A 26263-nucleotide genomic window follows, 5' to 3' on the forward strand; every position below is an offset into this window, starting at 1 on the left:
TTTTTTTTTTAAAACAATGATAAATAAAATAAAAAAAATTAAAAAAAAAATTAAATTCATAAAAAATATTTATATTTATTTAATAAAAATAGGATTTCAAAAAAAAAAATTTTTAAATAATAATTACTTATTAAAAAATTGTATTATTAATACTTGGATAAAAATTATAAAAAAAAATTTTTTTTTTTTTTTTTTTGGATATTCAAATTCTTTATTAATTTCAGGAATTATAAAAATTATTTTAAAAATTATTAATAAAAATAAATTAATAAATATAAATATTTTTTATAAATTTAATTTTTTAAAAATTTTAAAAATTAAAAATATAAGTAACTTTAAATTAAATTCATTTAAAAATATATTTATTTATATATATACTTTTATAAATTATAATTATAACAACTAATTAAATTATAATGACAATTATTTAATTTATATTTAATATAAAATAAATAAGAATCAATATCACAATCAAAAAAAATTTTTTTTATAATTTGTATATTAATTGAAATTTCACCTTTTCTCCAATTTTTATTTCTACTTCTTGACCAATAACAAGTTTTTTTAAAAAAAAAACTTTCTATTAAATTCCATTTATTTATCCATGATAACATTAAAATTTTATTTTTATTATAATCTTGAATTATAACAGGAAAAATTTTTTTTTTCCATTTTATTAAAAATAAAATTTTATAAATTAATTTATTCATTTAATTTTATTATTTTTATTAATTTAATTTTTTTTAATATTTTTAAAATAAAATTGTTAAAAGTTAATTTTGTAAAATTACAATTTTTACAATTTCCTAAAAAAAATAAAGATAAAATCTTTAATTTATAATTTAAATATTTAATTTTTAAATAACCATTATGAAATAACAATTTTTTATTAATTATAAATTTTAATAAAAAAATTATTTTACTTAAAATTTTATTTTCTAAAAATAAATTTAAAAAAGAATTAGGAGAATTAATAATAATTTTTTTTTGATAATGAAAACAAGAGTTATTTAAAAAACATAAACTTAATATATCAATTATAATAAATATTTTTTTTATTTTAATAATTTTATTAAAATAATTTATTTTATAAAAAGAATAATAAATTTTAGTTTTAGAAAATAAATTTCCTTTATTTTTTATAAAAAATTTATAAAAATAATTTTTTTTAATATTTAAATATAAATATTTATAACAAGAATCTGTTATATAAATACAATAATTATAAATTTTTATAATATTCATTTTATTTTAAAAAATCCCATTTTTATTACTACTAATGATAACAACCAAGAATCAATTAAAGCATTATGTTTAAATCTAATTTTACTATTAATTAAATTAAACCTTTTACATAAAGAATTTAAATCATTTCTTTTTTTTGGAAACATTTTTCTAGCTATTTCTAATGAATCTAAAAAAAAATTATTTTTATAAAAAAAACTAGAATCACCTCCACATTGATTAATTTCATAATGTATAAAATTAATATCAAATTTTGCATTATGAGCAATTATAATTGATTTATTTATAAATCCTAAAAAATCATCAATTTTTTCAAAAAAAAAAGGTTTATTTTTTAAAAAATTTTTATTTATACCATGAATTTGAAAAGCATCAGAGCTTATTTCTGCATTAGTATTAAAATATGAATGAAATACTCTTCCTGTAATAAATCCATTTATTACTTCAACACATCCAACTTCTATTACTCTATCACCATTATGTGGTGATAGTCCAGTAGTTTCTACATCTAAAAATATATATCTTCTCATATATTAATTATTAAATTATAAATAAAAAATTTTTTTTTATACAAATTTATATTTATTTTATTATAATTTAATAAAATGTTTAAATACCCATTTAAATAAAATTTTTTAAATTTGTTTATTTTTAAAAAAAAAATTTTTTCATTATTAAATAAAAAATTTATATATTTAATATAATTTATTTTTATTTTTATAGAAAAAATTTTTTTATAAAAATAATTTTTTTTTATATTTTTATAAAACAATTTAAAATTATTTGTTTTTAACTTTTTTTTTAAAACTCCTATTAAAAATATTTTTTTATTGAAAAAAAAATAATTTTTTTTAAAAAAAAAATTTATTTTTTCAAATATAATTTTTTTTTTTTTCAAATAAAAAAAAATATTTTTTTTTAAGTTAATATAATTTATAGAAGTTAATAAAATAAAATTTTTAATAAAATTTATTTCAAAATAATTATTTTTTTTATTATATTTATTATATATAATATAATAATAATTTTTATTTAAAATTTTATTTTTATTTTTAATATAACTAAAATTTGAAAATATTTTTTTTTTATATTTTTTAAAAAAAAAATTTAAATTATAATATCTTTTTATTAAAAAAATTTTTTTTTTAAAATAATAAAAATTAATAAATTTTTTTATTTTTTTTTTATTAAAACTAAACCAATAAGGTGTTTTATATAAAAAAAAAATTTTTTTTTTTAAAAAAATAAAACCAATAATTTTAATTTTTTTTTTAAAATAAAAATTATTTTTAAATTTAATTTTTTTTTTTTTTTTAAAAAAAATTTTTTTTTGAAAATAATTTTTAAAATTTAATATTTTTATATTAAAAAAACATATATTTAAAAAAATAAATTTAAAATTATTATAATAAGAATAAAAAAATAAAAATTCTTTTTTTTTAAGTTTTACAATATAATTTTTAAAAATAATTTTTTTTTTTTTCTTAAAAAAAAATTTTTTTATAAAAAAAAATAAAAATATAAAAAATTTTTTTTTTGAAATTGAAAAATATATATTAAAATATTTTTTTTTAAAAATATTAAATAAAAAAAATTTATTAATATTTTTATTTTTTTTTATAAAAAAAAATTCAAAAAAAAACATATATTTTTTTATAAAAAAAAATAATAAAAAATTATAAATTTTTTTTAAAAAAAAAAAATTAATCATATATATTATTTATATTATTTATATTTTTATAAACATAATATATTCTATCTAAACCAATTCCACCAGCAATATATTTTGTTTTTAAAAAATTATTTAAAATTATATTTTTATTAGATTGTCCGAATCCTGCTAATTCTAACCAATTTAAATTTTTTAAAATATCTATCTCAAAAGAATTAATAGTAAATGGAAATTTTGTTTTCCTTATTTTAAAATAAAATTTTTTTTTTAATATATAAGATAAAAATTTTAATATATTATTTAAAATATATTTTATTTTATAATTATTAATAAAAAAATCTATTTGAAAAAAAATTGGTAAATGAATTGAATCAATATCATTTCTATATACTTTACCAATATTAAAAACTTTTTTTTTTAAAAAATAATTTTTTAATATTCTATTTTGTAAACAAGAAGTATGAGTTCTTAAAATTTTCTTTTTTAAAAAAAAAGATCCTTTAATATCTTTTTTATAAATATTTAATAATTTAAAATTTAAATGATAATTTTCAAATTCTGGAGTATTTAATAAAATAAATTTTTGTTTTAAAAAAAATTTTTTTGATTTTTTAATAAAATTAAAATATTTATTATTATAAATATATTTTTTTTTATTAATATTAATATAATATTTATTAATTTTTATATTATTTAAATAATTAATTTTAATAATAAAAATATTATTTTTAATTTATTTATTATACAATAATTTTTTTTTAATAAACAAATAACTTTATTATAAGATATACCAAAATATATTCTAAAAAGAATATTAATAATTGTAGTTTTTTTTTTATTTAATATTCTTTTTTTGATTTTTATATTTTTATATTTTTTTTCTAAAGATTTTATAAAATATTGTTTAGATAATTTAAAACAATTTTTTTTTCTTCCTAAATAAGTTTTAGTATAAAATAAAATTTTTTTTCTTTTTTTTATTTGTAAACTTTTACTTGAACGAGTCATAAAATTTTTTTTATTTTTTTTATATTTATATTATTTAAATATTTATAATTTAAATAATTATTTTTTTTATTTATTAATAAATGATGTTTATTAGAAGATTTTATTTTAATTTTTTTTTTAATTATAATCCTTTTTTGTATTAATTTTAATTTTTTTTTTTTTATTTTCATTTTTAATTTTTGGAATAAATATTGAATATATATATTTTCCTTCAAATTCTATATCAGAAAATTTAAAAAAAACACCTTTTATATTATTTTGAAATCTTAATATAAGCTCAATACCTTTTTCTTTAAATATAATTTCTCTACCTTTAAAAAAAACAGTAATTTTAACATTATATCCTTCTAACAAAAAAATATTTGCTTTTTTAATTTTAATTAAATAATCTCTATTATGTATATTAATACTAATTCTTATTTCTTTTACTTTTCCTATTTTAGATTTAATTTTTTTTTTTTTTATTCTTTTTTTAATTTTAAATATAAAAAAAAAATTTTTTTTATTTAAATTAAAATAAAAAAAAAATTTTTTTTTGTTTTTTTTAAATATAAAAAAAAAATTATTTATAAAAAAAAATGTAAAAGTTAAAATTTTTATTTCTAAAAAAAAATTTTTTTTTAATAAAATTTTTTTAAACATTAATTATTTATTTAAAAAATAATTTTGTAATCTATTTTCTACTTCAAACCAATTAATATAATTTAAAAAATTTTTTAAATAAAGCTCTTTATTATTTAAATAATCTAAATAATAAGAATGTTCATGTAAATCTACACATAGTAAAGGAATACTATTATAACCACCTAAATTTACTGAAAACAAAGGATTATTGTTTTCATAAGTTTTTAACATAAAAATTTTATTATTATTTATAACAACCCAACCCCAACCATTAAAATTTATAAAATTTTTAATAAAATTAATTTTAAAATTTTCATAATTTTTAAAATTTTTAATTATATTTTTTTTAATTTCTCCAAAACAATTAATTAATTCAAAAGTAATATTATTAAAATAATATTCATGATTTAAATATCCTCCTATTAATTGAGAAAAAATATTTTTTTCATATTCTGGTAAATCATATAAAAAATCTATTAATTCAAATTTATTTTTAACATTAATATTATTTTTTATTAAATAATTATTTAATTTTTTTATATAATTTAAAAAAATAAATTCATGATTTTTAAATTGTTTTTCACTTAAAAAAATATTTTTTTTGTAATTTTTTATTTTTAAATTTATCATTTTTTTTTTTTTATTATTATTATAATTAAAAAAACTATTACAATAAAATAGTTTTTAATATTTTTTTAAAAGATGTTTTTTCTGATATTTTTCTTGTTAAATTTAAACTATATTTTTTAATTATATTTCTTTTTATTTTATAACAAATTTTAAACAATATTATTTTATTAATTTTAAAAATATTAATTAATTTTATTTTTTTTTTTAAAAAAAAATTTAAATTTTTATAAAAATATTTATTTAAATAATAAAGTAAAAAAAAAAAAATAAAATTATTTCCATAAATTATATATTTAATACTTATAAAAAAAAAAAAACTAAAAAAATTTGAAATTATTTTTAAAAAAAAAATTTTTTTTATTTTTTTTAAAATACTATTAAAAAAAAAATTTTTATTTATATTTATTAAATTAAAATTAAAAATTTTATTACCTAATATTATTAAATTTTTAAATATTTGAAAATTCATTTTTTATAATATTAATTATATTAAATTTATTAATTTCTAAATTTGAAAAAAAAAACATTTTTTTTTTTCCAATTTTTTGCTTATTAATTAATTTCATTTTACGAGTTATATCCCCACCGTAACATTTTTCTATAACATTTTTTTTATAACAAAATATTTTTTTAGAAAAAATTATTTGTTTTTTATTAATAAATTTAATATTTATATCAATTAAATTATAATTTATATTATTTTTTATTTTATTAAAAAATAAATAACAATTTTTATAAATATTTTTATCATAAATTAAATTTAATTCTTTAATTATTTTATTATTTATACTAATTTTTATAAAATATAAATAACTTTTTAAAAAATGATGATAAATAAATTCAAAAAAAATAAAACCATTTATATTTTTATTTAATTCTAAAAAAAATCCATTAATAATTTTAAATAAATTAATATAAAAATTAATTATAATTAAATTTTTAAATTTTAATATTTTTATTTTATAATAATTATTATTAAATATAAATTGAATAATTTTAAAAAAATTTTTTTTTAAAATATATAAATTAACAAACATTATTTGTTCATATTCTAAATAATTATTATTATTAAACGTATCAAAATACCAAATATTTTTAAAATTAAATAAAAAAAAAATTTTAGGATTTGAAACCCAAAATAAATTATATATTTTTAATTTTTTAAAAAAAATTTCACTATGTAAATACCCAATAAAACCTAAAAAAAAATTTTCTCCTAATAAAATAGAATTTTGTTTTTCAAAATATATAGAACAATCATTTTCAATTAATTTTATTAAAAAAAAATTATTTTCTATAAATAAATTATAATATATATTTGGATTTATTTTTTGAAAAAAAATTTTTTTTTTTTTTTCAAAAAAATAATTATTATTAAAATTATTTTTTGAAAAAAAAAAATGTATACAATTATTAAAAGTTTTTTTTAAAAAAAAATTTTTTGGTAAAAAAATACCTATTTTTAAAATTTCAAATATTTCGTTAAATTTATTTTTTAATAAATCATTAATTTTTATTATTCCAGATATTACTTTTATTATAAATATATTTTCATTTTTAATATTGGAAATTTTATCTAATATAAAAAAAGATTTTTTTTTAATTTTTTTTTTTATAAAATTAAAAAAAAAAATTTTTTCTATTCCAATACTATATTTAGATATTATAAAATTAATTTTTTGTTTTTTATTAAATAAAAAAAATTTTTGTTTTAATAAATTATACTTTAAAAATATATCAATTTTATTAAAATAAATAATAATTTTTTTTTTAAATTTTTTTGATAAATTATAACAAAACAAAGTTTGTGTTTCAATACCTTTATTTATATCAATAATAATAAATGATATTTCACAAAAAAAAATTATTTTATAAATTTCATTAATAAAATCAAAATGTCCTGGACAATCTATAAAATTTAATAAAAAATTAATATATAACACTGTAATAAAATTAAACTTTATAGTATATAAATAATTATTTTTTAGAAAAAATTTTTTTTTATAATTAAAAAAATTTTTACAAAAATTTGATATAGAGTTCAATAAAGTTGTTTTTCCGTGATCAACATGAGCAATTATTGATATATTAATCGTTATTAAATTCATTTAATTTAAACAAAATAATTTTTAATAAATAAAAACTTATACACGAATCAGTTATAGATAAATTTTTAAATTTATTAAAAATATTTTGATTACCAAAATTTATATAAGATTCTAACATAATTCCATTAATATTATTTTTATAATACTTAAATTGATTATATATATTTTCAAAAACAAAAATTTGAAAAATAGATTTTTTAAAAGAATTAGAATGAGAACAATCAATAATTATTGATTCTTTTATTTTTTTTATTATAGAATAATTAAAATTTGGTAAATTTTCTCCTCTTAAAACAAATTGAAAATTTTTATTTCCTTTACTAAATTTTTTTTTATAAAAATCGAAACAAATATAAAAATGTTTATTAATTAAAGAAATTTTAAAATCGTTCAAAAATGACAATTTTCCAGATAAATCATTTTTAATTCCAATTATACTATTAATATTAGAACAATATTCTCTATGTAATTGAGAATTCATAGTTCTTGCACCAATACAAACCCAACTTATACAATCAATAAAAAAATTTAAAAAATAAAAATTTAAACATTCTGTTGCTAAATGAAATTTTAAATTTAAAATTTTTATCATTAATTTTCTTATTATATAAAAAGAATCAATGACAGAATTACTATTATCTATATATGGATCATAAATATAACCCTTCCAACCAATATTTGATCTTGGTTTTTCATAATAAATTCTAATTATATATTTTAAATTTAAATTAATTTTTTTTATATTATTTAAATAAAAAATAAATTCTTTAATATTAGATAAAGAACAAGGTCCTAGAATAATTATAATTTTTTTATAATTATTTTTTATAATTTCTTTAAAAAATTTTATATTTATTTTATTATAGTTAATTAAATCTTTTTTTAATCTTTTTATATTTATTATTTTAAACATAAATATTTAATATTAATATTATAATAATTATCTATTTTTAATATTTTTTTTTTTAAAATATTATTTTTTTTAATTCTTGATTTACTTTTAGATTTTTTACTTTTTTGTACCGCCATGTATAAATTTATTAAAATTTTTATAAAAACGTTAGGCTGCAATATAAATAATTTAGAATCAGAAAAATTTTTTAATTTTTTAAAATATTTTAAAGTAAAAATAAAAAATAATTTTTTTTTTTGTGATTTATTAATATTAAATAGTTGTGTTATTAGAAATAACCCAGAATTAAAAATTTTTAAAGAATTAAAAAAATGGTTTTTTTTAAAAAAATATAAAAAAAATTTAATTTTATTAACAGGATGTTTAACTGAATTTAATAACTTTGAAAAAATTAAATTATTAAAAATTGATATTTTATTTAATAATATATGTAATATTTATATTAATAAATTAATTATTTTTTTTATAAAAAATAAAAAAAAAATTTTTTTTATAAAAAAAAAAATAAATTACTTTTTAAAAAATAAAATAAATAATTTTTTTTTAATAATGAAAGGTTGTAATCATAATTGTTCTTATTGTGTAATACCACAAATAAAAGGAAAAGAATATTATTATTCTAATAATTATATTATTTTTAATATAATTAAAAATATAAAAAAATTTTTTTGCGAAATTACTTTATTAGGACAAAATGTTAATTCATATTTTTATAAAAAAATTGATTTTAATTCTTTAATATTTAATATATCAAAAATTAAAAATATTAAAAGAATTAATTTTTTATCTTCAAATATTAAAGATTTTAATAATAATTTTTTTTATTTATATAAAAATATAATTAAAATTTCAAACCATTTCCATTTACCATTACAATCTGCATCAAATAAAATTTTAAAAAAAATGAATAGAAAATATAATTTATTTGAATATTTATTTTTTTTAAAAAAAATTAAAAAAATAAAAAAAACAACATTTTCATCTGATATAATATTATCATTTCCAGAAGAAAATTTTTTTGATTATGATAAATCTTTAAAAATTTTAAAAAAAGTAAATTTTTTAGAAATCTTTTTTTTTTCATATTCAAAAAGAATTAACACAATTTCTTATAATTTTAAAAATTATACAAAAAATAATAAATTTAAATTATTTTTATTTCAAAAATTTTTAATAAAAAATAAATATTCTTTATTAAATAAAATAGTTAGAATTTTAGTAATTGGATATATTAAAAATAATATATTTATTGGAAAAATGGATAATTTTAAATTAGTATTTTTTGAATTTTATGACTATACTATAATAGGAAATTTTATAAATATAAAAATTATAAAACATAAAAAAAATTTTTTTTTAGGAATATATGAAAATATATATTAATATATTTAGTAAATATAAAATATTTTTTTTTATTAATTTTAAAATAAAAAAAAAAATTAAATTATTTATTATTATTAAAAATAAAATATTATATTATTTTAAAATAAAAAAAAATTTATTTTATAAAAATAATAAAAATAATTTATTATTATTAATTCATAAATGCAGATTACCTCTAATTAAACACAGTTTTAAACATTTTATAAAAATAAATCATAATTCTATACTAGAAAATAAAATAAATGAAATATTTTAAAAATCCTTATTTTATAGAAAAAAAAATAAATAATAAAATCATAAATAAAAATAATAAAAATAAAATTTTTATATTACCAATGTTTCCTTATCCTAGTGGAAAATTACATTTAGGTCATGTTAGAAATTATGTTTTAACTGATATAATAAATAGAATTAAATTTTTAGAAAAAAAAACAGTATTACACCCAATAGCTTGGGATTCATTCGGTTTACCTGCAGAAAATGCTTCAAAAAAAAATAATCTTTCTCCATTAAAATGGACTTTATCAAATATTAAATTAATGAGAAAACAAATTAAAAATTTAAGTATAAATATAAATAAAAATTTTGAATTTTTAACATGTGATTTTAATTTTTATAAATGGGAATTTTTAATTTTAATATTATTTTTAAAAAATAATCTTTTATATAAAAATTTTGAAAAAATATATTGGGATAATGAAGAAGGATGTATTTTATCAAATGAACAAATAAATAATAATATTTGTTGGAGATCAGGTTTAATTGCTGAAAAAAAAAAAATTTTTACTTGGTTTATTAATATAAAAAAATATACTAAAAGATTAATTTTTAATTTAAAAAAAATTAAATGGTCTAATAAAATAAAAAAAATTCAAAAAAAATGGATTAATATAAAATTATATTTTTTAAAAAAAATAAACTTTTTATATTTAAATTATAATAAAAATTATTTAAATATAAAAAATATTAATTTTATTTTAAATAATAAAATTTTATTTTTAAAAATAAAAAATATTTTTAAGAAAATTTACAAAATAAAAATTTTTTTTTTTAATAATATTGAAAAAAAAAATAAAAAAATAATAATTACTAATTTTGAATTAGAAAATATTTTTTTTTCAAAAAAAAAAATAAATTTATATATAAATAAAAAAAGAATTTTTTTAATTAAAAATAGTAACTTAAAAAATTGGGCTTTTGAAAGATATAGATTATGGGGGTCTCCATTTTTTTTTAAAAAAAATAAAAATAGAAAATTTAAATCAAAATCAACTATAGATACTTTTTTTCAATCATCATGGTATTATTTAAATTATTTTAAAACAAAAAATATAAATAATATTAAAAAAAATGATTGGTTTCCTATTAAATATTATGTTGGTGGAGAAGAGCATGCAAATATACATTTATTGTATTTAAGAGTTATTAATTTAATTTTTTATGATTTTCAAATTTTGAATAATAAAAAAATAATATTTAATTTAATCAATCAAGGATTGATATTAAATAATGTTTATTATAAAATAAAAAATAATAAAAAAATTTTTTGTAAAAAAAATAAAAAAAGTTATTTTTTAAAAGTAGAAAAAATGTCAAAATCAAAAAAAAATGGGATTAATCCGTTATTAATAATAAATAATTATGGATCAGATATTTTAAGATTATTAATTATAACACAAAAACCAATAAATAAAAATATTATTTGGAATATAAATAATTTTTTAATTTATAAAAAATTTATATTAAAAATAAATAATTTAATTATTTTAAATATTAAAAACAATAAAGAAATTATTAGTATTAAAAATATATTAAATATAAAAAAAATACATAATATAATGTCAATTATAAATAAAATTTTATTTAACAATAATTCAATTAAACAATTAGAAATTATAATTTATTGGTTATACCCAATTATACCAAATATTTCTAAAATTTTATGGTTTAAAATAGGAAATTATTATCCTATTGAAAAATTTTTAATAAATAATATTTCTTTTTTTTTTTTTAATTTATTTTATAATAAAAAATTTATAAAAAAAATAAAAAAAATAAATTTAAAAAACTTAAAATTTACTTTTCTATTTATTAAAAAAATTATTATATCTATGGATGAAATTTCTATTTTATTAAAATAATTTCATTTAAATTATTTAAAATTAAAAATTTTTTTTTAATTTTTTTTATTTTTTTTAATATATCATTTAATTTATTATTTATTGCTCCTGCATGACCCATTTTTTTTTTTAACGGAGAAAAAATACCAGAAATTAAAAAAAAAATTTTTATTTTTTTATATTTTAAAAATTGACTTTCTAATTCACTACCTATTTCACCAATTATTAAAATTTTTTTTGTTAAATTTAATTTTATAAAATAAGGAAAAAATTTTTTTATATTAAATCCTATAATTAAATCTCCTCCTATTCCTAAACATATAGATTGACCTATTTTTAATTTATTTGCTACTTTTATTGCTTTATAAGATAAAGTACCAGATCTAGAAAGAATAAATAATTCCCCTATTTTAATATTTTTAATTGGAAAAATTCCAAGTCTAATATTATAAAAAGGAATAACAATTCCTGGAGAATTAGGACCTATAAATAAAATTTTATATTTTTGACAAAAAAATTTTATTTTTAACATATCAAAAATATTTATATCTTCTGATATACATATAATAATTTTTATTCCAGAATAAATATTTTCAATAATAATATTTTTACAATAATAAGATGGTATAAAAATTATTGAAATTTTACATTTTGTTGTTTTTATTGATTTAAAAGAAGAAGAATATATAGGTAAATTTAAACATAAATGTCCTTTTTTTTTATAATTTACACCACTTACAATTTTAGTACCATATAAAATTGAAATTTTTGTATGAAAATATCCAAAATTTCCTGTTAAACCACATGAAAGAATTTTATTTAACATTTAAAAAAATTATACTATTTTTAATACATTTTATAAATTCTTCAATTATTATTAAATTTTTATATTTAATTAAAATTTTTTTTGAATAATTAGAAAACATTCCTTCTAATTTTATTATTAATTTAAATTTAAAATCAAAATACATTAAATTTAAAATAGAAAAAAGAATTTTTTTACAAGAAACAATCCCACCAAATATATTTATAAATAAAATTAATATTTTTTTTGTTATTAAAAAATTAAATAAAATGAATAAATTATATTTTTTTATTTTTCCACTTAAATCTAAAAAATTAAAACAATTTTCATTATAATAATTAAATAAATCTAATGTATTTAATGCTAAACCAGCACCATTAACAATACAACAAATTTTTCCTTTTAATTGAATATAATTAATTTTTAATAAATTAGAAATTTTATCAGAAAAAAAAATATTTTTTTTTTTATTTAAAATTACTTTGCAATCTAATATAAATAAACTATTGTTTTTAATAACTAATGGATTAATTTCTATTAAATTTATATCATTTAATATAATAAATTTATATAATTTATAAATTATTTTAATTATTTTTTTTATTATAGAATTTTTAAAATTAAAATTTGATAAATAATCAAATATAGAATAATTAATAATCAAATAATTAAATTTTAATTTTAAAAAATTTAATTTTAATTCATTTTCAATATCAATTCCACCTTTATGAGAAATAATAAAATTTATTAAATTATAATTTATATAAAAAGTTATATATAATTCTTTTTCATATAATAAATAATCTTCTATTAAAAAATTTTTTATTTTTTTTTTAAATAAAAAAGAATTTTTCCATTTTTTAAAAAAAAAATAACATTGATTATAATTTTTTATTAAAATAACACCGTTATTTTTTTTTCTATAACCAGAATGTACTTGTATTTTATATATTTTATTTTTTATAAAAAATATTTTTTTTGTTAAATAAGAATTTAATATTAAAAAATTAAATTTTTTTAATATTTTTTTAGATTCATATTCATATAAATTCATATTTTTTAATATTATTTATAAATAATAAAATTTTATTGTTTAAATCTAATTCTTTTAAATTTTTAAAAATTTTACTAAAAAAATTTAAATTTGAAAAATTTATTTCTATTTTTGCATCTTTTAAATATAATATTTTTGATTTTAAAAATAAAGAAAAATTTTCTATATTTATGTTTTTTATAAAATATAATAAATTTATCATAATATAATTGTTTATTTTTGTTTTTGTTTTTTTTTTTTTTTCTAATGATATAAATTTATAATCTTTATTGTTAAAAAACATTAATTTATTTTTTTTAAAAAAAAAAATATTATTTAATGTATTTTTTGAACAATTTCTTTTAGATAATTTTTTATTATTTAAATTATTTATATTAGAAATATGATGAAAATTAATTTTTAATTTTATTTTTTTAATTAAATTTAATTGAAAAGGAATTTGATTTAACCATTCTTTCCCTCTTAAAATTAAGTTTACATTATTATAATTATCATCTATTATTGATGAATAATGATAAATTGGTATCATATTAGATCTAATAAAAACAAAATTATGAAAAAAAATTTTATATTTTAATAATTTAAAATTATTATCAAAAAAAAAAATTTTAGAATTATTAATAATAATATTTATTGAATAAGATAAATTTTTTTTTTTTATTTTATTATTAATAAATATTTTTTTATAACAATTTTTTTTTTTAAAAAAATTTTTTTTTATATAATAATTTATAAAATTAGTTTGTTTTAATATTTTTTTAAAAAAAATACCATTTTTTTTTAAATTTTTTATAATAAAAAATATATTTATATTTTTATTATTTTTTTTGTTAGTATCATCAATCCTTAAAAATAAATTATTTAAAATTTTATTTTTTAAAATATAATTAATAAAAAAAATATAAATATTACCTAAATGAGGTACACCACTTGGTGTAATAGCTATTCTATTAAAATTCATTATTTTTTTGGGTTTAGTAGGAGTTGAACCTACAACTAGAGGATTATGAGTCCTATACTCTAACCATTGAGTTATAAACCCTATTTTTATAAAAATATAAATTAAAGGTTTTTAACTTTTCTAATGATAAAAATAAAAAATATTGTTATCAAAAATGTTAATTACAATAGCATTACCATATATTAATAATATATTACACGTTGGACATATTTATGAAATGTATATTTCTAATATATACTATATTTTATTAAAAAAATATTTTAAATGTAAAATTTTTACAGGATTAGATTGTCATGGTTTAATAAAAAAAAATAATATTTTAAAAATAGAATTTTTAAATAAAAAAAAAATTAAATATTTCAATTTTTTTTTTTCTCAAAAAAAAACAAATACTTTTATTAATAAAAGAATTACAAATTGGATTTTTATATATTTATGTGATAATAATAAAATTTATAATAAATCTATTTTTAGATTTTTTAATAAAAAAAAAAATTTTTTTATCCCTGATAAATACATAAAAAAAATATGTAAAATATGTAAAATTGAAATTGAATTTTTTTTTTGTATAAAATGTAATAAAAATATATTTTATTTTAAAATAAAAAAATTTAAAAATATTATTATTAAACGTATTAATAGTTATTTTTTTAAAAATTATATTTTTAATGATTGGGATTTTACTAGAAATCAAATTTATTGTGGTATTCGTGTTATATCAAAAAATAAAACATATTTTTATGTATGGTATGATGCTATTATAAGTTATATTTCTAATAATATTTTATTTTTAAATAAATTTAAAAAAATTACAAATTTTATTGGTAAAGATATTATTTATTTTCATAAAATATTTAATATAATATTAAAAATATTAAATTTTAATAAAAGTAAAATTTTTTTACATGGTTTTATAAATTATAATAAAAAAATATCAAAATCAAGTAAAATTAAAATCCCAATATTAAACAAAAATTTAATTAAATTTTTTTTTTTAATAAACTTAAAAAATGATATAAAAGATATAAATTTAGATATAAATAATATAAAATTATTTTATAAAAAAATTTTTTTAAATAAAATAATAAACTTTTATTTTAGAATAAAAAAATTTTTTCTTTTTTTTGATAATAAAATAAGTGATTTTTTTTTTTTTAAAGAAAATAAATTTAATTTATTTTTATTAAAAAAAATTAATTTAAATAATATAATTAAAAATAATTTAAACATTATTTATAAAATAAATAAAATTATTGATTTAAATAAATTTTGGAAAAATAAAAATTTTTTTTTAATTTATAATTATAATTCAAAAATATTTTTTATATATATAAAAATAATTAATTTTTTTTTAAAAATTTTGAACAAAAAAATAAAAAAAAAAATATTTAAAAATAATACTTTTTTTAAAATAAAAAAAATATGAAAGTTAAAAATTTTTTATTATATAATATTAAAAAAAAAACTTTAAATTGTATAAAATGTAATTATTGTATTATTTTTTGCCCAAAAGATAAAATATTTATTAAAAAAAAAAAAATTTTTTTTAAATGTAATATATGTAATTATTGTAAAATTAATTGTAAAAATAATTGCATTAAATAATTATTCTTAAACTATTAATATTTATAAAACCACTAGAATCAAATTGTGAAAATTTTTCTGAAATTTCATTAAAAGAAGAATTCTTAGAATTATATAATGAATTATTAGAAAATCTATTTATAATAGTAATAACACCTTTATAAATTTTTAATTTTATAACACCGTTAACATATTTTTGTGTATAATCAATAATATTTTGAAGCATAATTCTTTCAGGTGACCACCAATATCCATTATATACTAATAATGAATAATCATAAGAAATTTTTTTTTTTAAATCAAATATTTTTTTATCTAAAACTAAATCTTCTAAATGTTTACGAGCAAACATTATTATAGTAGCACCAGGTGATTCGTAACATCCTCTTGATTTTATTCCAATATATCTATTTTCTATTATATCAATTCTTCCAATACCAGAAATGGAACCTAGTTTATTTAATTTTAAATATAATTCTTCTATATTATAAAAATTATTATTTAATTTTATTAAATCTCCATTTTTAAATGTTAATGTAAAATATATAGGATAATCTATACTAATTTGATTAGATAATGTATTTTCCCACATATTTTCTTCTGGTTCAAAAAAAATATTTTCTAAATCACCTCCTTCATAAGAATTATGAAAAATATTTTTATCTATAGAAAATTTTTTTGTTTTTTTATTTATATTAATATTATTTTCTATACAAAAATTTAATAATTTATCTCTAGTATTAATATCCCATACTCTCCAAGGAGCTATTATATTTATATTTGGGTTAAAATATTTAAATCCTAATTCAAATCTAATTTGATCATTACCTTTTCCAGTAGATCCGTGTGCTACATAATTTGTTTTTTCATAATATGATATTTTCATTAATTCTTTTGAAATTAAAGGTCTAGATAATGCAGTTCCTAATAAATAAAAATTTTCATATTCTATACTAGATCTTAAATATGGAAATATATAATTTTTAATAAATTCATTTTTTAAATTTTTGATATATATTCTTTTAACATTCATTTTTTTAGCTTTATGTTTTGCAAAAATTACTTCTTCTCCTTGACCAATATCTGCTGTAAAAGTAATAACTTCAAATTTATTTTTTTGTAACCATTTAACTATAACAGAAGTATCTAACCCTCCAGAATATGCTAATACAATTTTTTTTTTATTCATATTGACAAATTATAAATAATATATTTTTATTTTGTAACCAAATAACATATTGGTTATGTAGTGGGTTGCAAACCCATATAAACTGGTTCGATTCCAGTTTTGGTTTTATTTTATTTTTTTTTTGCCCATATGGCGGAATGGTAGACGCAAGGGACTTAAAATCCCTGGTTTTATAAACGTGTCAGTTCAAGTCTGACTTTGGGTAAAAAAAAAAGGATTTATTCCAAATAATAAATTATTAAATATACCTTTTATTAAAAAACTTTTAGATAAAAAAAATTTTATTAAAATTGGATTTATTTCAAAATTATTTTTTTTAAAATATAAAATAATATTTTTATTTAATTTAAAAAAAATTTTTGGTAATAAATTATTATATACAGATATAGTTCCAAAAAAAAAAGATCTAAAAAATAAATTTTTATCTTCTCCAAATAATATTAATATTTTATTTTTTTTAAAAAAAATATTATTAATTATATTATTATTAGAATTTTTAATATAAAAAAAAAATTTTTTTTTTATTAATTTTTTAAATAATAAAAAAGAAATTTTTTTTGAATTTCTTTTAGGAATATTATAAAATATAATTTTTATACCAAATTTATTTATTGATTTACAATATTTAAATATGCTAACATTATTTGGTAATATATATTTTGGAATTGATATTAAAATTATAAAAAAAAAATTTTTTTTTAAAAAAAAAATTTTTTTAAAAATTAATTTTATATTAACATCAAATATATTAAAAATAAATTTTATTTTAAATTTTTTAACAAAAATTATTATATTAAAAAACATTAAAATATCAAAATTATGACCTTCACCGGTTGTACCTAATAATAATATTAAATTAATTTTGTTATTTATATGAAAATTTATAAGAAAATTTAAATTTAACCAATCTATATTATGATTTTTTTTATATGGAGTTATTAACGCTACTATATTAAACATATTTTATATTAATATATGAGTTGTATAGGATTTGAACCTATGACCAATTGGTTAAAAGCCAAGTGCTCTACCAGTCTGAGCTAACAACCCTGTTTACATATTTTATATACTTTTCTTAAAAAAAAGACAAATTTTAAAATTAAAAAAATGTTATATAATATAGCTATAATTGGTTCTGGTATAATCAGTGCTATAACAAATTTAATGTTATATTTATTAAATAAAAAAAATAAAATTTTAGTATTTGAAACAAATAATAATATTTCTTTAGAAAATTCTAAAGCAATTAATAATGCTGGTACTGGACATTCAGGAATGTGTGAAAATAATTACGTTTATATAATTAATAATAATTATTTTATTAAAAAAAATATTAGAATTTATTGTAAATTTAATTTAACAAAGAATTTTTTTTCTTGGATAAAAATTTTTAATTTATTTAATTTTAAAAAAATAATTTCTAATACCCCACATGTATCATTTTTTTTTTTAAAAAAAAATAATAAATTAAAAAACATTTTTAAAAAAATTAGATTTTATAATAAATCTATTAAATTTACAAATAATATATTCATTTTAAATAAAATATTTCCACTTTTAATTAAAAAAAAAAAAATAAAAAAAAATTATAGTATTACTTATTATAAAAATGGGTTTGATATCAATTATCAATATTTATCAAAAAAAATATTTTATTTTTTAACAAAAAAAAAATATATTAATTTATATTTTTTTTGCAATATTGAAAAAATTAAAAAAATTAAAAATTTTTTTTTAATTGAATTTTTTAAATTAAAAAAATTTAAAATAATAGTAGATTATATATTTGTTTGTGCTGGAGGAAGTACTTTATTACTTTTAAAAAAATTTAATAAATTTATATCTAGAAAATATTTTGAATTACCAGTCAACGGTAGTTGGTTAATAAATGAAAAAAAAAGTAATATAATTAAACATAATTTAAAAATTTATAGCGAAACTTTAAAAAATAATCCACCAATGAGTATTCCACATTTAGATATAAGAACTATTTTTAATGAAAAGAAAATTTTATTTGGTCCATTTGCAGGTTTAACATTTAAAGTACTAGTTAATAATAATAAAACTATTTTTAAAAATATAAATTTAAAATTTATATTAAATTTTATTTTTTTTACTATTAAAAATTATTCAATAATAAATTATTTAATTAAAGAAAATTTTAAAACTAAAAAAAAAAAAATATTTGATTTATTTAATTTTACAAAATTGTTAAAAAAAAGTTATATTAAAAAAGCAGGTAAAAGGTTACAAATTTTAAAAAAAAAAAAAATTTTAAAATTAACATTTGGAACAAAAATTATTTTTAATAAAAATAAAAAAATTGCATTTTTAATGGGTGCATCACCAGGAGCATCAATAGTTGTAGATATAATCTTTAAATTATTAAAGAATTGGGTGTTTATTCCTAAAAAATTTTTATTTAATATAAAAAATATTAATAAAAAAACAAAAATTTTAAATTATTTATTATATTTGAAAGGAATTGAACCTTTTTCATTTTGATTCGTAATCAAAAACTCTATCCGATGAGTTACAAATATAATAGAGAAAGTAGGATTCGAACCTACGATAAATAAATATACTCCTTTAGCAGAGGAGTGTCTTAAGCCACTCGACCATTTCTCCTAAACATATTATTATAATTAAATAAAGAATATAATTCTTTTATTAATAAAATTGTATCAAAATCTTTAATTAATATAGAAATTTTAGTTTCAGAAGTGGAAATTAAAATAATATTAACTTGAAGCTTTGAAGTACAAAATAAAATTTTATCTATAACATTATTATGAGTTCTTAAACCAATTCCTACAATTGAGATTTTAGTAATTGAACTTTCAAACTCTATTTTTCCTCCTAATTTTAAAATTATATGTTTATTTATTAAATAAATAGATTTTTTTAAAAATTTATTTTCAATTAAAAATGTAAAATTTGTTTTTTTTTCACCAATTACAGAATTATAAACAACCATATCAATACAAATATTATTAGAAATTAATGGTCCTAATATTTTAGATGATACTCCGTATGTATTTGGAATATTTTTTACAGTTATTTTTGATTCATTATTAGAATGAGTTATCCCTGATATTAATACTCTTTCCATAGAATTAGAAAAATATTTTTTATTTGAAATTAAAGTTCCTTTATTTTTTAAAAAAGAAGATAATACTCTAATGTTAACATTATATTTTCTTGCTATTTCAACACATCTAACAAATAATATTTTAGATCCTAAACTAGAAAGTTCTAACATTGTTTCAAAAGAAGCAAAATCCATTTTTATATTTTTGCAAATTCTTGGATCTGAAAAAAATACTGATTCTACATCAGAATAAATTTGACATTCTTTTGCATTTGAATATAAAGTAATAACTACAGCAGATGTATCTGATCCACCTCTTCCTAAAGTAGTAAAATTACCAGATTTTGTTACTCCTTGAAAACCAGCTAATACTGGTATTTTATTTTTTTTTAAATTTTTAATTATTAATAAAAAATTTTTAATACAAATTATTCTAGCGTTATTATAATCATTATTTGTTAATAAACAAATTTGTATACTTGTTAATGGTTTAGAATCAATATTTATACTATTTAATAATATACTAAATAAAGAAATACTTATTTGTTCTCCTACACATAATAAACAATCTAATTCTTTAATTTTTTTATAAAAAAAATATCTAGCTAAAAATACCATTTTCGAAGTTTCTCCACTCATAGCAGATAAAACCATTACAGTGTATATTTTTAAATTTTTATATTTTTTTATTATATTTTTTAAAAATTTAATTCTTTGTTTTGAACCTACAGAAGTACCTCCAAATTTTTGAATTATTATCATTTATAAATATTTTTTATAATTTTATAAATATAATTATATGGTATACCAAATGTCTCATTCATATTTTTTAATGTTTTAATATTTATTTTTTTTATATTAATTTTTTTTATATTTAATAAAAAAAAAAATTCTTTTTTAATAATATAATTTAAAAAATAAAAAATATTGTTTTTAAAAAAAAATTTTTTTTTAATTAAAAAAAATAAAATAAATATTTTAAAAATACTTATTTTTTTTATTAAGATTATTTTAATAATAATTTTAATTAATTTGTTTAAAATAAAAATATGATTTTTTGTAAAATTTAAACAAATATTATTTATTATTAAATATATAGTATTACAAATATCATTTAATCTTAAATTATAAATTTTAAAATTACAAATTCTATTGTACCCTAAACCAGAATCAATTATATTATTTTTTAATTTTATTATTTTATTAAATTTTATAAATTTAATGTCAACAAAATTCCAAATTTCAATTAAATTTTTATTTTTAAGTATATATATTTCTATACAAAACCCTAAATAACCTTTTTTATTAATTTTCCATATATTTTTTTTTGTAAAAATAATTTTTTTTACATTAATTTTACATAATAATAAAATTATTATATTAAAATAATCATTTTTATTAACAGTAAAAAAAATTTTATTTTTTTTTATTTTTTTTATATAATAAATATAATTTAATGATAAAAATAATAATTTAAATAAATTTTTATTTTTTTTAAAAACTCCTAACATTAAAAAAGAAGTTTGATGTATACCATCATTATTATATTTTAAATCATTAAAAATACCTTTTAATCTTATACAATATTGATAAGAAACAATATTATTGTTATTATTTATTAATAATTTTTTAATTGATGAAAAACCAGAATTATTAAATAATAAACTATTATTTTTTGAAATAACATTCTGTGTTCCAATTATTAAAAAATTATAAATATTAAAATATTTTATAAAATTAAACATTTTTTAATTAAATTTTCTATTTTTTTATAAAAATATTTTTCTAATAATAATTTTTTAATAATTTCTTTTTTATCAAAATAAGTATTTTCAAATAAAAATTTATTTTTATATTTTTTAAATATCTTAAATTTAATAGAAAAATTAAAAATCTCATTTATTTTATAAATACCATATCCAAATATTATTTGTATTTTTGTTTCTCTATATGGTTTAGATAATTTATTTTTTAATATAATAATTTTAACTTCTTGACCAATAATATTATTTTCATTTTTTAAAAAACCTATTTTTTTTAATTCAATTCTAATAGATGAATAAAATTTAATTGCATTACCTCCTGTAGAAATTTCTTTAGAAAAAAAATTATTTATTTTTGTTCTTACTTGATTAATTAATAAAAATAAAATATTATTTTTTCTAATAATAGAAATTAATTTTTTTAAACCTTTTGAAATTAATCTTGCATGAGATCCTATACAATTATCTGAAAAATTTATTTCATTTTGAGATACAATAGCAGCTATAGAATCAATAATAATTATATTTATCATTTTTGTATTTATTAATTTATAACAAATTTCAAAAACATGTTCTCCATTATTAGGTTGAAATATTAATAATTTATTTATATTTATTCCTAAATTTTCTAAATAATTTAAATCTATACAATGTTCAACATCTATATATGCGCATATATCCCCAACCTTTTGTGCTTCTTTTATTATAGAAAACGATAATGTTGATTTTCCCGATGATTCTTGACCAAAAATTTCAATTATTCTTCCATAAGGTAAACCACCTAATCCTAAAACATTATCTAAGTTTAAAGAACCAGTTGATAAGCATTCAATTTTTTTTATATGTTCAATATTCATAATTTTTGTAAAAAAAAAATTTTTAAAATTGTTCTTCCACCTCCTAATATAACTGGAGAAATGCATATTGGGCATTTCTTTCAATATTTTATTATTGATATAATTATAAAATATAAAATTTTATTAAGTTATAAAATAAAATATATATTTGGTTTTGATCATGCAGGAATATCTGCTTTAATAAAATTTAAAAAAAAAAATATAATTAAAAAAAAAAAAAAAAAATTAGAAAAAAAATTTTTTTATCAATTAAAATTTATAAATTTTTATATAATAAATAAAAATATTGAATTTACAATTAATAAAAAATATGAAAATTATATTAAAAAATTTTTTTATTTTTTTTATAAAAAAAAATTAATTTTTATAAAAAAACAACATAAAAATTTTTATAAAAAAAAAATTATATCTGATTTTGAAATAAAAAAAAAAATTTTTTATAAAACAAATTTTTTTTTAAAATATAAAAAAAAAAATTTTTTTTTAATTTCAAAAACATCAAATTTAAAATCTTTATTATATAATACTTTTTTATATTTAAATATAAAAAATAAAAAAAATTTTTTTTTATTATCTCCTTTTAAAATTAAAATAAATTTTATTATAAGTTATTATTGTTTAAAAAATAAAATATTAAACATTTCACCTAATATAAATAATTTTGATTATTTAATATTTTTTAAAAACAAACAAAAAATAATATTAAAAAATAAAAAAATAAATTTTTATAAAATTAAAAAAAATTTTTTTATTAGAACTAAGAAAAAAATTTTTTTTTATAAAAAAAAAATTAAAAAAAATATTTTTTGTTATTTAAAAAAAAATAATTATATTATATCTATTAAAAAATATTATTCTTATAAATATTTATACAATAAAAAAATTATAAAAAATAAAATATTTGATCAATGGTATTTTAAAATAAAAAATATAATTTTTTTAAAAAAAATAATAAAAAAAATTTATATTTGTTCTAATAAATATAAAAAAATTTTTTTTGTTTGGATAAAAAATATAGATAATTGGTGTATTTCAAGACAAATTAATTGGGGTACAAGAATTCCAATTTTTGTTGATAATAATAAAAATGTTTATTTATATAAAAAAAATAGAGATATTATTTTTTTTAAAATAAAAGATGTTTTTGATACATGGTTTAATTCTTCATTTTGGATTATATTTAATTATATAAAACATAATAAAAAATTAGATTTAATTTTATCTGGATTTGATATTATTTTTTATTGGTTGATAAAAATGATTATTATAAATACATTATTAAAAAAAAATATTTTAATTAAAAAAATTATTATTCATGGATTAATTAAAGATAAATTTAATAAAAAAATTTCTAAAACTAATAATATTATTAATTTTAATAAAATTAAAAAAAATATTAATAAAATTAGAATTGTTTTAATAAAAAATATTTTTAATGATAATAAAATTTTTAATATTAATAATAAAAAATCTTTTTTAATTTTAAAAAAAGAAAATTATTTAAATAATAAAATAAATATATATAATTATTATAAAAATAAAAAAAAAATTTTAATATTTTATTTAAAAAATTTTAATTTTGAAAAAAAAAAAAAAATAAAAAAAAATTTTTTTTCAAAAAAAATATTTATTTATTTAACAAAAATTTTATTTCCTATAAAAAATTTTATATTATCAAAAGAATGGAATTTTTTAATTAATTTTTATATAAAAAACATTGTTATTAAAAATATTTTTATAATAAAAATAAAAAATAAATTTATAATTATAAAAAAAAAAAATTATTTTGAAATATTTTTTAAAATTAAAAAAATATTATATGTTAAATACAAGAATAAAACCATTTAAAAATATTTCATATTATAAAAAGAAATTTTATGAATTAAAAGAAAAAGATTTAAAAAATAAATGGAATGTTTTTTTTTTTTTTCCTTATTCTTTTTCTTTTATATGTCCAATAGAATTAAAAGATATTTCAAAAAATATTAATGAATTTAAAATTAATAATACTAATATTTATGCTATATCAACAGATAGTCATTATACACATAAAAAATGGATTGATGAATTAAAATTTATAAATTTTCCTTTTATATCTGATTTTAACCATAATATTTCAAAAAATTTTAATATTTTAAATAAAAAAGATGGAAATTCTTTGAGAGCAACAATTATTATTGATCCTAATTTAATAATTAGAAGTATAGAAATTATTGATATAAATATTGGTAGATCTATTATTGAAATAATAAAAAAAATAAAAATGTTGAATTTTATAAATACAAATGAAAATACTCTTTGTTCATATGATTGGAATTATAATAATATCCCTATAAAAATTAATTAAAATTATTAATTAAAAAAGATAATAAATTTATCATTTTATTATGGTCATTATCAAATTGTTTTATTCCATTTAATAAAAGTTTAGAAGAAATTTTATTTAAAAAATTTAAATTAAAACAATCAAATTTATTATTTTTAATTATATTAAAATTTATATTTTTCATTATTAATTTATTAAAAAAAATAGGAGAAATTGTTATATAATCACAAAATGATAAATTTATAATTTGATTTAAATTTCTAAAACTTGCCGCCATAATTTTTGTTTTATAATTATATTTTTTTTTATAATTGTATATATTTTTTACAAAGTTTACTCCTGAATCATATTTACAATATAAACTATCACTTATTCTTCCAACAAAAGGAGAAATTATATATATATTATTATCAAAACATTTTTTAACTTGATTCATATCAAAAATAAGAGTTAAATTACATTCAATACCAAAAATTTTTAATTTTGATGCTGCTTTAATTCCAGAATCTGTTGCTGGAATTTTTATTAATATTTTATTTTTTTCAATACCAAAAAAATCACATAAATATATAATTTTTTTAGAATAAATTATAATTTTATTATAATTATATGAAATTCTTGCTGGTATTTCTATTGAAATTTTATCATTTATAAATTTTATTAAATTACAAATTATATATATTAATAAATTATCATAAAAACTAATAGATTCATCGGAATCTAATAAAATATTTTTATTAAAATTTAAAAAAAATTTTTTTAAAATTAAATTATATGATTTATTTATTATTGAAGATAATATTAAACTTGGATTACTAGTTATTGAATCAAAATTATAATTTTTAATTAAATTTATATCAGCGCTATCTATAGATATTTTTGTATTTTTTTTTAAAAATGTTAAAATATTCATTATTATTTTTTTTATAA

31 protein-coding genes and 4 tRNA genes are annotated in these 26263 nt (G+C 11.8%); 10 read left to right on the forward strand and 25 right to left on the reverse strand.

What is annotated here, in order from left to right:
* Nucleotides 1-16 precede the first annotated feature (16 nt).
* On the forward strand, nt 17-406 hold the full coding sequence (locus A353_RS00525) for a SufE family protein (protein WP_014887251.1): 390 nt from the start codon (nt 17-19) through the stop codon (nt 404-406).
* Here A353_RS00525 and A353_RS00530 read toward each other — a convergent pair.
* From A353_RS00530 to A353_RS01170, 13 genes are read right to left on the reverse strand one after another with little or no spacing between them, the layout of a single operon-like run.
* Complete coding sequence (locus tag A353_RS00530; RefSeq protein WP_014887252.1) at nt 381-710, reverse strand: phosphoribosyl-AMP cyclohydrolase; 330 nt, start codon at nt 708-710, stop codon at nt 381-383. The two genes, A353_RS00525 and A353_RS00530, sit on opposite strands and share 26 nt — an antisense overlap.
* Nucleotides 703-1245 (reverse strand): hypothetical protein, encoded by a 543-nt coding sequence (locus tag A353_RS00535; protein WP_014887253.1) that lies wholly within the window; start codon nt 1243-1245, stop codon nt 703-705. Before A353_RS00535 ends, A353_RS00530 begins: the two co-directional genes overlap by 8 nt.
* Nucleotides 1242-1775 (reverse strand): exonuclease domain-containing protein, encoded by a 534-nt coding sequence (locus tag A353_RS00540; RefSeq protein WP_014887254.1) that lies wholly within the window; start codon nt 1773-1775, stop codon nt 1242-1244. Before A353_RS00540 ends, A353_RS00535 begins: the two co-directional genes overlap by 4 nt.
* On the reverse strand, nt 1772-2956 hold the full coding sequence (locus A353_RS00545; RefSeq protein ID WP_014887255.1) for a hypothetical protein: 1185 nt from the start codon (nt 2954-2956) through the stop codon (nt 1772-1774). The genes A353_RS00540 and A353_RS00545 overlap by 4 nt, the downstream gene beginning before the upstream one ends.
* Nucleotides 2949-3650, reverse strand: a complete 702-nt coding sequence (locus A353_RS01185) for a tRNA ligase subunit PheS family protein (RefSeq protein WP_123766423.1) — start codon at nt 3648-3650, stop codon at nt 2949-2951. The genes A353_RS00545 and A353_RS01185 overlap by 8 nt, the downstream gene beginning before the upstream one ends.
* Nucleotides 3611-3925 carry a 50S ribosomal protein L20 gene (locus A353_RS00550; protein WP_014887256.1) on the reverse strand — a complete coding sequence of 105 codons (315 nt, stop codon included), beginning with the start codon at nt 3923-3925 and terminating at the stop codon, nt 3611-3613. Before A353_RS00550 ends, A353_RS01185 begins: the two co-directional genes overlap by 40 nt.
* Nucleotides 3922-4095 carry a hypothetical protein gene (locus A353_RS01145; RefSeq protein ID WP_014887257.1) on the reverse strand — a complete coding sequence of 58 codons (174 nt, stop codon included), beginning with the start codon at nt 4093-4095 and terminating at the stop codon, nt 3922-3924. The genes A353_RS00550 and A353_RS01145 overlap by 4 nt, the downstream gene beginning before the upstream one ends.
* Complete coding sequence (locus tag A353_RS00555) at nt 4043-4567, reverse strand: translation initiation factor (protein WP_014887258.1); 525 nt, start codon at nt 4565-4567, stop codon at nt 4043-4045. Before A353_RS00555 ends, A353_RS01145 begins: the two co-directional genes overlap by 53 nt.
* Before the next feature lie 3 nt (nt 4568-4570).
* A complete protein-coding gene (locus tag A353_RS00560; protein WP_014887259.1) occupies nt 4571-5179 on the reverse strand; it encodes a superoxide dismutase in 609 nt (202 codons plus the stop codon).
* Between the two features lie 37 nt (nt 5180-5216).
* Nucleotides 5217-5648 carry a hypothetical protein gene (locus A353_RS00565; RefSeq protein WP_014887260.1) on the reverse strand — a complete coding sequence of 144 codons (432 nt, stop codon included), beginning with the start codon at nt 5646-5648 and terminating at the stop codon, nt 5217-5219.
* Nucleotides 5629-7287 (reverse strand): GTP-binding protein, encoded by a 1659-nt coding sequence (locus A353_RS00570; protein WP_014887261.1) that lies wholly within the window; start codon nt 7285-7287, stop codon nt 5629-5631. The genes A353_RS00565 and A353_RS00570 overlap by 20 nt, the downstream gene beginning before the upstream one ends.
* Nucleotides 7268-8200: a 3-deoxy-7-phosphoheptulonate synthase gene (locus A353_RS00575; protein ID WP_014887262.1), complete on the reverse strand. Its 933-nt coding sequence runs from the start codon at nt 8198-8200 to the stop codon at nt 7268-7270. Before A353_RS00575 ends, A353_RS00570 begins: the two co-directional genes overlap by 20 nt.
* Complete coding sequence (locus tag A353_RS01170) at nt 8188-8316, reverse strand: hypothetical protein (RefSeq protein WP_014887263.1); 129 nt, start codon at nt 8314-8316, stop codon at nt 8188-8190. The genes A353_RS00575 and A353_RS01170 overlap by 13 nt, the downstream gene beginning before the upstream one ends.
* Here A353_RS01170 and A353_RS00580 point away from each other — a divergent pair.
* Genes A353_RS00580 through A353_RS00590 form a run of 3 tightly spaced genes read left to right on the forward strand, consistent with a single transcriptional unit; the run spans nt 8315 to nt 11724 of the window.
* Complete coding sequence (locus A353_RS00580; RefSeq protein ID WP_014887264.1) at nt 8315-9583, forward strand: MiaB/RimO family radical SAM methylthiotransferase; 1269 nt, start codon at nt 8315-8317, stop codon at nt 9581-9583. The genes A353_RS01170 and A353_RS00580 overlap by 2 nt on opposite strands.
* The gene (locus tag A353_RS00585; RefSeq protein ID WP_014887265.1) at nt 9567-9839 is read left to right on the forward strand and encodes a hypothetical protein; all 273 of its coding nucleotides are present in this window, start codon (nt 9567-9569) and stop codon (nt 9837-9839) included. Before A353_RS00580 ends, A353_RS00585 begins: the two co-directional genes overlap by 17 nt.
* Complete coding sequence (locus A353_RS00590) at nt 9826-11724, forward strand: class I tRNA ligase family protein (RefSeq protein ID WP_014887266.1); 1899 nt, start codon at nt 9826-9828, stop codon at nt 11722-11724. Before A353_RS00585 ends, A353_RS00590 begins: the two co-directional genes overlap by 14 nt.
* Here A353_RS00590 and A353_RS00595 read toward each other — a convergent pair.
* The 4 genes from A353_RS00595 to A353_RS00610 form a co-directional block, all read right to left on the reverse strand.
* Nucleotides 11708-12529, reverse strand: coding sequence for a succinyl-CoA synthetase subunit alpha (locus A353_RS00595; protein WP_014887267.1), 822 nt, complete (start codon nt 12527-12529; stop codon nt 11708-11710). The genes A353_RS00590 and A353_RS00595 overlap by 17 nt on opposite strands.
* Nucleotides 12519-13562 (reverse strand): ATP-grasp domain-containing protein, encoded by a 1044-nt coding sequence (locus tag A353_RS00600; protein WP_014887268.1) that lies wholly within the window; start codon nt 13560-13562, stop codon nt 12519-12521. The genes A353_RS00595 and A353_RS00600 overlap by 11 nt, the downstream gene beginning before the upstream one ends.
* The gene (locus A353_RS00605) at nt 13549-14523 is read right to left on the reverse strand and encodes a glutamate--tRNA ligase family protein (protein ID WP_014887269.1); all 975 of its coding nucleotides are present in this window, start codon (nt 14521-14523) and stop codon (nt 13549-13551) included. The genes A353_RS00600 and A353_RS00605 overlap by 14 nt, the downstream gene beginning before the upstream one ends.
* An 8-nt stretch (nt 14524-14531) precedes the next feature.
* Nucleotides 14532-14604, reverse strand: a tRNA-Ile gene (locus A353_RS00610).
* Between the two features lie 73 nt (nt 14605-14677).
* On the opposite strand from A353_RS00610, the gene A353_RS00615 reads away from it, so the two are divergent.
* Both A353_RS00615 and A353_RS00620 read left to right on the forward strand, forming a co-directional pair.
* On the forward strand, nt 14678-15949 hold the full coding sequence (locus A353_RS00615) for a class I tRNA ligase family protein (RefSeq protein ID WP_014887270.1): 1272 nt from the start codon (nt 14678-14680) through the stop codon (nt 15947-15949).
* Complete coding sequence (locus tag A353_RS00620) at nt 15946-16128, forward strand: hypothetical protein (protein ID WP_014887271.1); 183 nt, start codon at nt 15946-15948, stop codon at nt 16126-16128. The genes A353_RS00615 and A353_RS00620 overlap by 4 nt, the downstream gene beginning before the upstream one ends.
* Here A353_RS00620 and A353_RS00625 read toward each other — a convergent pair.
* Nucleotides 16121-17296: an argininosuccinate synthase gene (locus A353_RS00625; RefSeq protein WP_014887272.1), complete on the reverse strand. Its 1176-nt coding sequence runs from the start codon at nt 17294-17296 to the stop codon at nt 16121-16123. The genes A353_RS00620 and A353_RS00625 overlap by 8 nt on opposite strands.
* Before the next feature lie 123 nt (nt 17297-17419).
* On the opposite strand from A353_RS00625, the gene A353_RS00630 reads away from it, so the two are divergent.
* Nucleotides 17420-17501: transfer RNA gene (locus A353_RS00630), tRNA-Leu, on the forward strand.
* On the opposite strand, the gene A353_RS01080 is transcribed toward A353_RS00630, so the two are convergent.
* Both A353_RS01080 and A353_RS00645 read right to left on the reverse strand, forming a co-directional pair.
* Nucleotides 17483-18256 (reverse strand): dihydrodipicolinate synthase family protein, encoded by a 774-nt coding sequence (locus A353_RS01080; RefSeq protein ID WP_014887273.1) that lies wholly within the window; start codon nt 18254-18256, stop codon nt 17483-17485. The two genes, A353_RS00630 and A353_RS01080, sit on opposite strands and share 19 nt — an antisense overlap.
* 16 nt (nt 18257-18272) lie before the next feature.
* Nucleotides 18273-18346, reverse strand: a tRNA-Lys gene (locus A353_RS00645).
* Nucleotides 18347-18403: 57 nt separating this feature from the next.
* On the opposite strand from A353_RS00645, the gene A353_RS00650 reads away from it, so the two are divergent.
* Nucleotides 18404-19801: a malate:quinone oxidoreductase gene (locus tag A353_RS00650; protein ID WP_014887274.1), complete on the forward strand. Its 1398-nt coding sequence runs from the start codon at nt 18404-18406 to the stop codon at nt 19799-19801.
* 40 nt (nt 19802-19841) lie between these two features.
* Here the strand turns inward: A353_RS00650 and A353_RS00655 are convergent.
* From A353_RS00655 to A353_RS00665, 4 genes are all read right to left on the reverse strand, one after another.
* Nucleotides 19842-19924 (reverse strand) — tRNA-Ser (locus A353_RS00655).
* Nucleotides 19902-21149, reverse strand: coding sequence for an aspartate kinase (locus A353_RS01085; RefSeq protein ID WP_014887275.1), 1248 nt, complete (start codon nt 21147-21149; stop codon nt 19902-19904). Before A353_RS01085 ends, A353_RS00655 begins: the two co-directional genes overlap by 23 nt.
* Nucleotides 21146-22132 (reverse strand): alanine--tRNA ligase-related protein, encoded by a 987-nt coding sequence (locus A353_RS00660; protein ID WP_014887276.1) that lies wholly within the window; start codon nt 22130-22132, stop codon nt 21146-21148. The genes A353_RS01085 and A353_RS00660 overlap by 4 nt, the downstream gene beginning before the upstream one ends.
* Complete coding sequence (locus A353_RS00665) at nt 22117-23007, reverse strand: P-loop NTPase family protein (protein ID WP_014887277.1); 891 nt, start codon at nt 23005-23007, stop codon at nt 22117-22119. Before A353_RS00665 ends, A353_RS00660 begins: the two co-directional genes overlap by 16 nt.
* Between A353_RS00665 and A353_RS00670 the strand changes: the two genes are divergently transcribed.
* Both A353_RS00670 and A353_RS00675 read left to right on the forward strand, forming a co-directional pair.
* Nucleotides 22993-24855 carry a class I tRNA ligase family protein gene (locus A353_RS00670; RefSeq protein ID WP_014887278.1) on the forward strand — a complete coding sequence of 621 codons (1863 nt, stop codon included), beginning with the start codon at nt 22993-22995 and terminating at the stop codon, nt 24853-24855. The genes A353_RS00665 and A353_RS00670 overlap by 15 nt on opposite strands.
* Nucleotides 24827-25354 carry a redoxin domain-containing protein gene (locus tag A353_RS00675; RefSeq protein WP_014887279.1) on the forward strand — a complete coding sequence of 176 codons (528 nt, stop codon included), beginning with the start codon at nt 24827-24829 and terminating at the stop codon, nt 25352-25354. Before A353_RS00670 ends, A353_RS00675 begins: the two co-directional genes overlap by 29 nt.
* Here A353_RS00675 and A353_RS00680 read toward each other — a convergent pair.
* Nucleotides 25347-26246: a transaldolase family protein gene (locus tag A353_RS00680; RefSeq protein ID WP_014887280.1), complete on the reverse strand. Its 900-nt coding sequence runs from the start codon at nt 26244-26246 to the stop codon at nt 25347-25349. The two genes, A353_RS00675 and A353_RS00680, sit on opposite strands and share 8 nt — an antisense overlap.
* Nucleotides 26247-26263 lie beyond the last annotated feature (17 nt).

The organism is Candidatus Carsonella ruddii HC isolate Thao2000 (genome assembly GCF_000287275.1).

What these genes read in the sequence shown, in the direction of transcription:
- A353_RS00525 (WP_014887251.1), top strand. Translation starts at nt 17, where the DNA reads ATGATAAATAAAATAAAAAAAATTAAAAAAAAAATTAAATTCATAAAA.
- A353_RS00530 (WP_014887252.1), bottom strand. Translation starts at nt 710, where the DNA reads ATGAATAAATTAATTTATAAAATTTTATTTTTAATAAAATGGAAAAAA.
- A353_RS00535 (WP_014887253.1), bottom strand. Translation starts at nt 1,245, where the DNA reads ATGAATATTATAAAAATTTATAATTATTGTATTTATATAACAGATTCT.
- A353_RS00540 (WP_014887254.1), bottom strand. Translation starts at nt 1,775, where the DNA reads ATGAGAAGATATATATTTTTAGATGTAGAAACTACTGGACTATCACCA.
- A353_RS00545 (WP_014887255.1), bottom strand. Translation starts at nt 2,956, where the DNA reads ATGATTAATTTTTTTTTTTTAAAAAAAATTTATAATTTTTTATTATTT.
- A353_RS00550 (WP_014887256.1), bottom strand. Translation starts at nt 3,925, where the DNA reads ATGACTCGTTCAAGTAAAAGTTTACAAATAAAAAAAAGAAAAAAAATT.
- A353_RS01145 (WP_014887257.1), bottom strand. Translation starts at nt 4,095, where the DNA reads ATGAAAATAAAAAAAAAAAAATTAAAATTAATACAAAAAAGGATTATA.
- A353_RS00555 (WP_014887258.1), bottom strand. Translation starts at nt 4,567, where the DNA reads ATGTTTAAAAAAATTTTATTAAAAAAAAATTTTTTTTTAGAAATAAAA.
- A353_RS00560 (WP_014887259.1), bottom strand. Translation starts at nt 5,179, where the DNA reads ATGATAAATTTAAAAATAAAAAATTACAAAAAAAATATTTTTTTAAGT.
- A353_RS00565 (WP_014887260.1), bottom strand. Translation starts at nt 5,648, where the DNA reads ATGAATTTTCAAATATTTAAAAATTTAATAATATTAGGTAATAAAATT.
- A353_RS00570 (WP_014887261.1), bottom strand. Translation starts at nt 7,287, where the DNA reads ATGAATTTAATAACGATTAATATATCAATAATTGCTCATGTTGATCAC.
- A353_RS00575 (WP_014887262.1), bottom strand. Translation starts at nt 8,200, where the DNA reads ATGTTTAAAATAATAAATATAAAAAGATTAAAAAAAGATTTAATTAAC.
- A353_RS00580 (WP_014887264.1), top strand. Translation starts at nt 8,315, where the DNA reads ATGTATAAATTTATTAAAATTTTTATAAAAACGTTAGGCTGCAATATA.
- A353_RS01170 (WP_014887263.1), bottom strand. Translation starts at nt 8,316, where the DNA reads ATGGCGGTACAAAAAAGTAAAAAATCTAAAAGTAAATCAAGAATTAAA.
- A353_RS00585 (WP_014887265.1), top strand. Translation starts at nt 9,567, where the DNA reads ATGAAAATATATATTAATATATTTAGTAAATATAAAATATTTTTTTTT.
- A353_RS00590 (WP_014887266.1), top strand. Translation starts at nt 9,826, where the DNA reads ATGAAATATTTTAAAAATCCTTATTTTATAGAAAAAAAAATAAATAAT.
- A353_RS00595 (WP_014887267.1), bottom strand. Translation starts at nt 12,529, where the DNA reads ATGTTAAATAAAATTCTTTCATGTGGTTTAACAGGAAATTTTGGATAT.
- A353_RS00600 (WP_014887268.1), bottom strand. Translation starts at nt 13,562, where the DNA reads ATGAATTTATATGAATATGAATCTAAAAAAATATTAAAAAAATTTAAT.
- A353_RS00605 (WP_014887269.1), bottom strand. Translation starts at nt 14,523, where the DNA reads ATGAATTTTAATAGAATAGCTATTACACCAAGTGGTGTACCTCATTTA.
- A353_RS00615 (WP_014887270.1), top strand. Translation starts at nt 14,678, where the DNA reads ATGTTAATTACAATAGCATTACCATATATTAATAATATATTACACGTT.
- A353_RS00620 (WP_014887271.1), top strand. Translation starts at nt 15,946, where the DNA reads ATGAAAGTTAAAAATTTTTTATTATATAATATTAAAAAAAAAACTTTA.
- A353_RS00625 (WP_014887272.1), bottom strand. Translation starts at nt 17,296, where the DNA reads ATGAATAAAAAAAAAATTGTATTAGCATATTCTGGAGGGTTAGATACT.
- A353_RS01080 (WP_014887273.1), bottom strand. Translation starts at nt 18,256, where the DNA reads ATGTTTAATATAGTAGCGTTAATAACTCCATATAAAAAAAATCATAAT.
- A353_RS00650 (WP_014887274.1), top strand. Translation starts at nt 18,404, where the DNA reads ATGTTATATAATATAGCTATAATTGGTTCTGGTATAATCAGTGCTATA.
- A353_RS01085 (WP_014887275.1), bottom strand. Translation starts at nt 21,149, where the DNA reads ATGATAATAATTCAAAAATTTGGAGGTACTTCTGTAGGTTCAAAACAA.
- A353_RS00660 (WP_014887276.1), bottom strand. Translation starts at nt 22,132, where the DNA reads ATGTTTAATTTTATAAAATATTTTAATATTTATAATTTTTTAATAATT.
- A353_RS00670 (WP_014887278.1), top strand. Translation starts at nt 22,993, where the DNA reads ATGTTCAATATTCATAATTTTTGTAAAAAAAAAATTTTTAAAATTGTT.
- A353_RS00665 (WP_014887277.1), bottom strand. Translation starts at nt 23,007, where the DNA reads ATGAATATTGAACATATAAAAAAAATTGAATGCTTATCAACTGGTTCT.
- A353_RS00675 (WP_014887279.1), top strand. Translation starts at nt 24,827, where the DNA reads ATGTTAAATACAAGAATAAAACCATTTAAAAATATTTCATATTATAAA.
- A353_RS00680 (WP_014887280.1), bottom strand. Translation starts at nt 26,246, where the DNA reads ATGAATATTTTAACATTTTTAAAAAAAAATACAAAAATATCTATAGAT.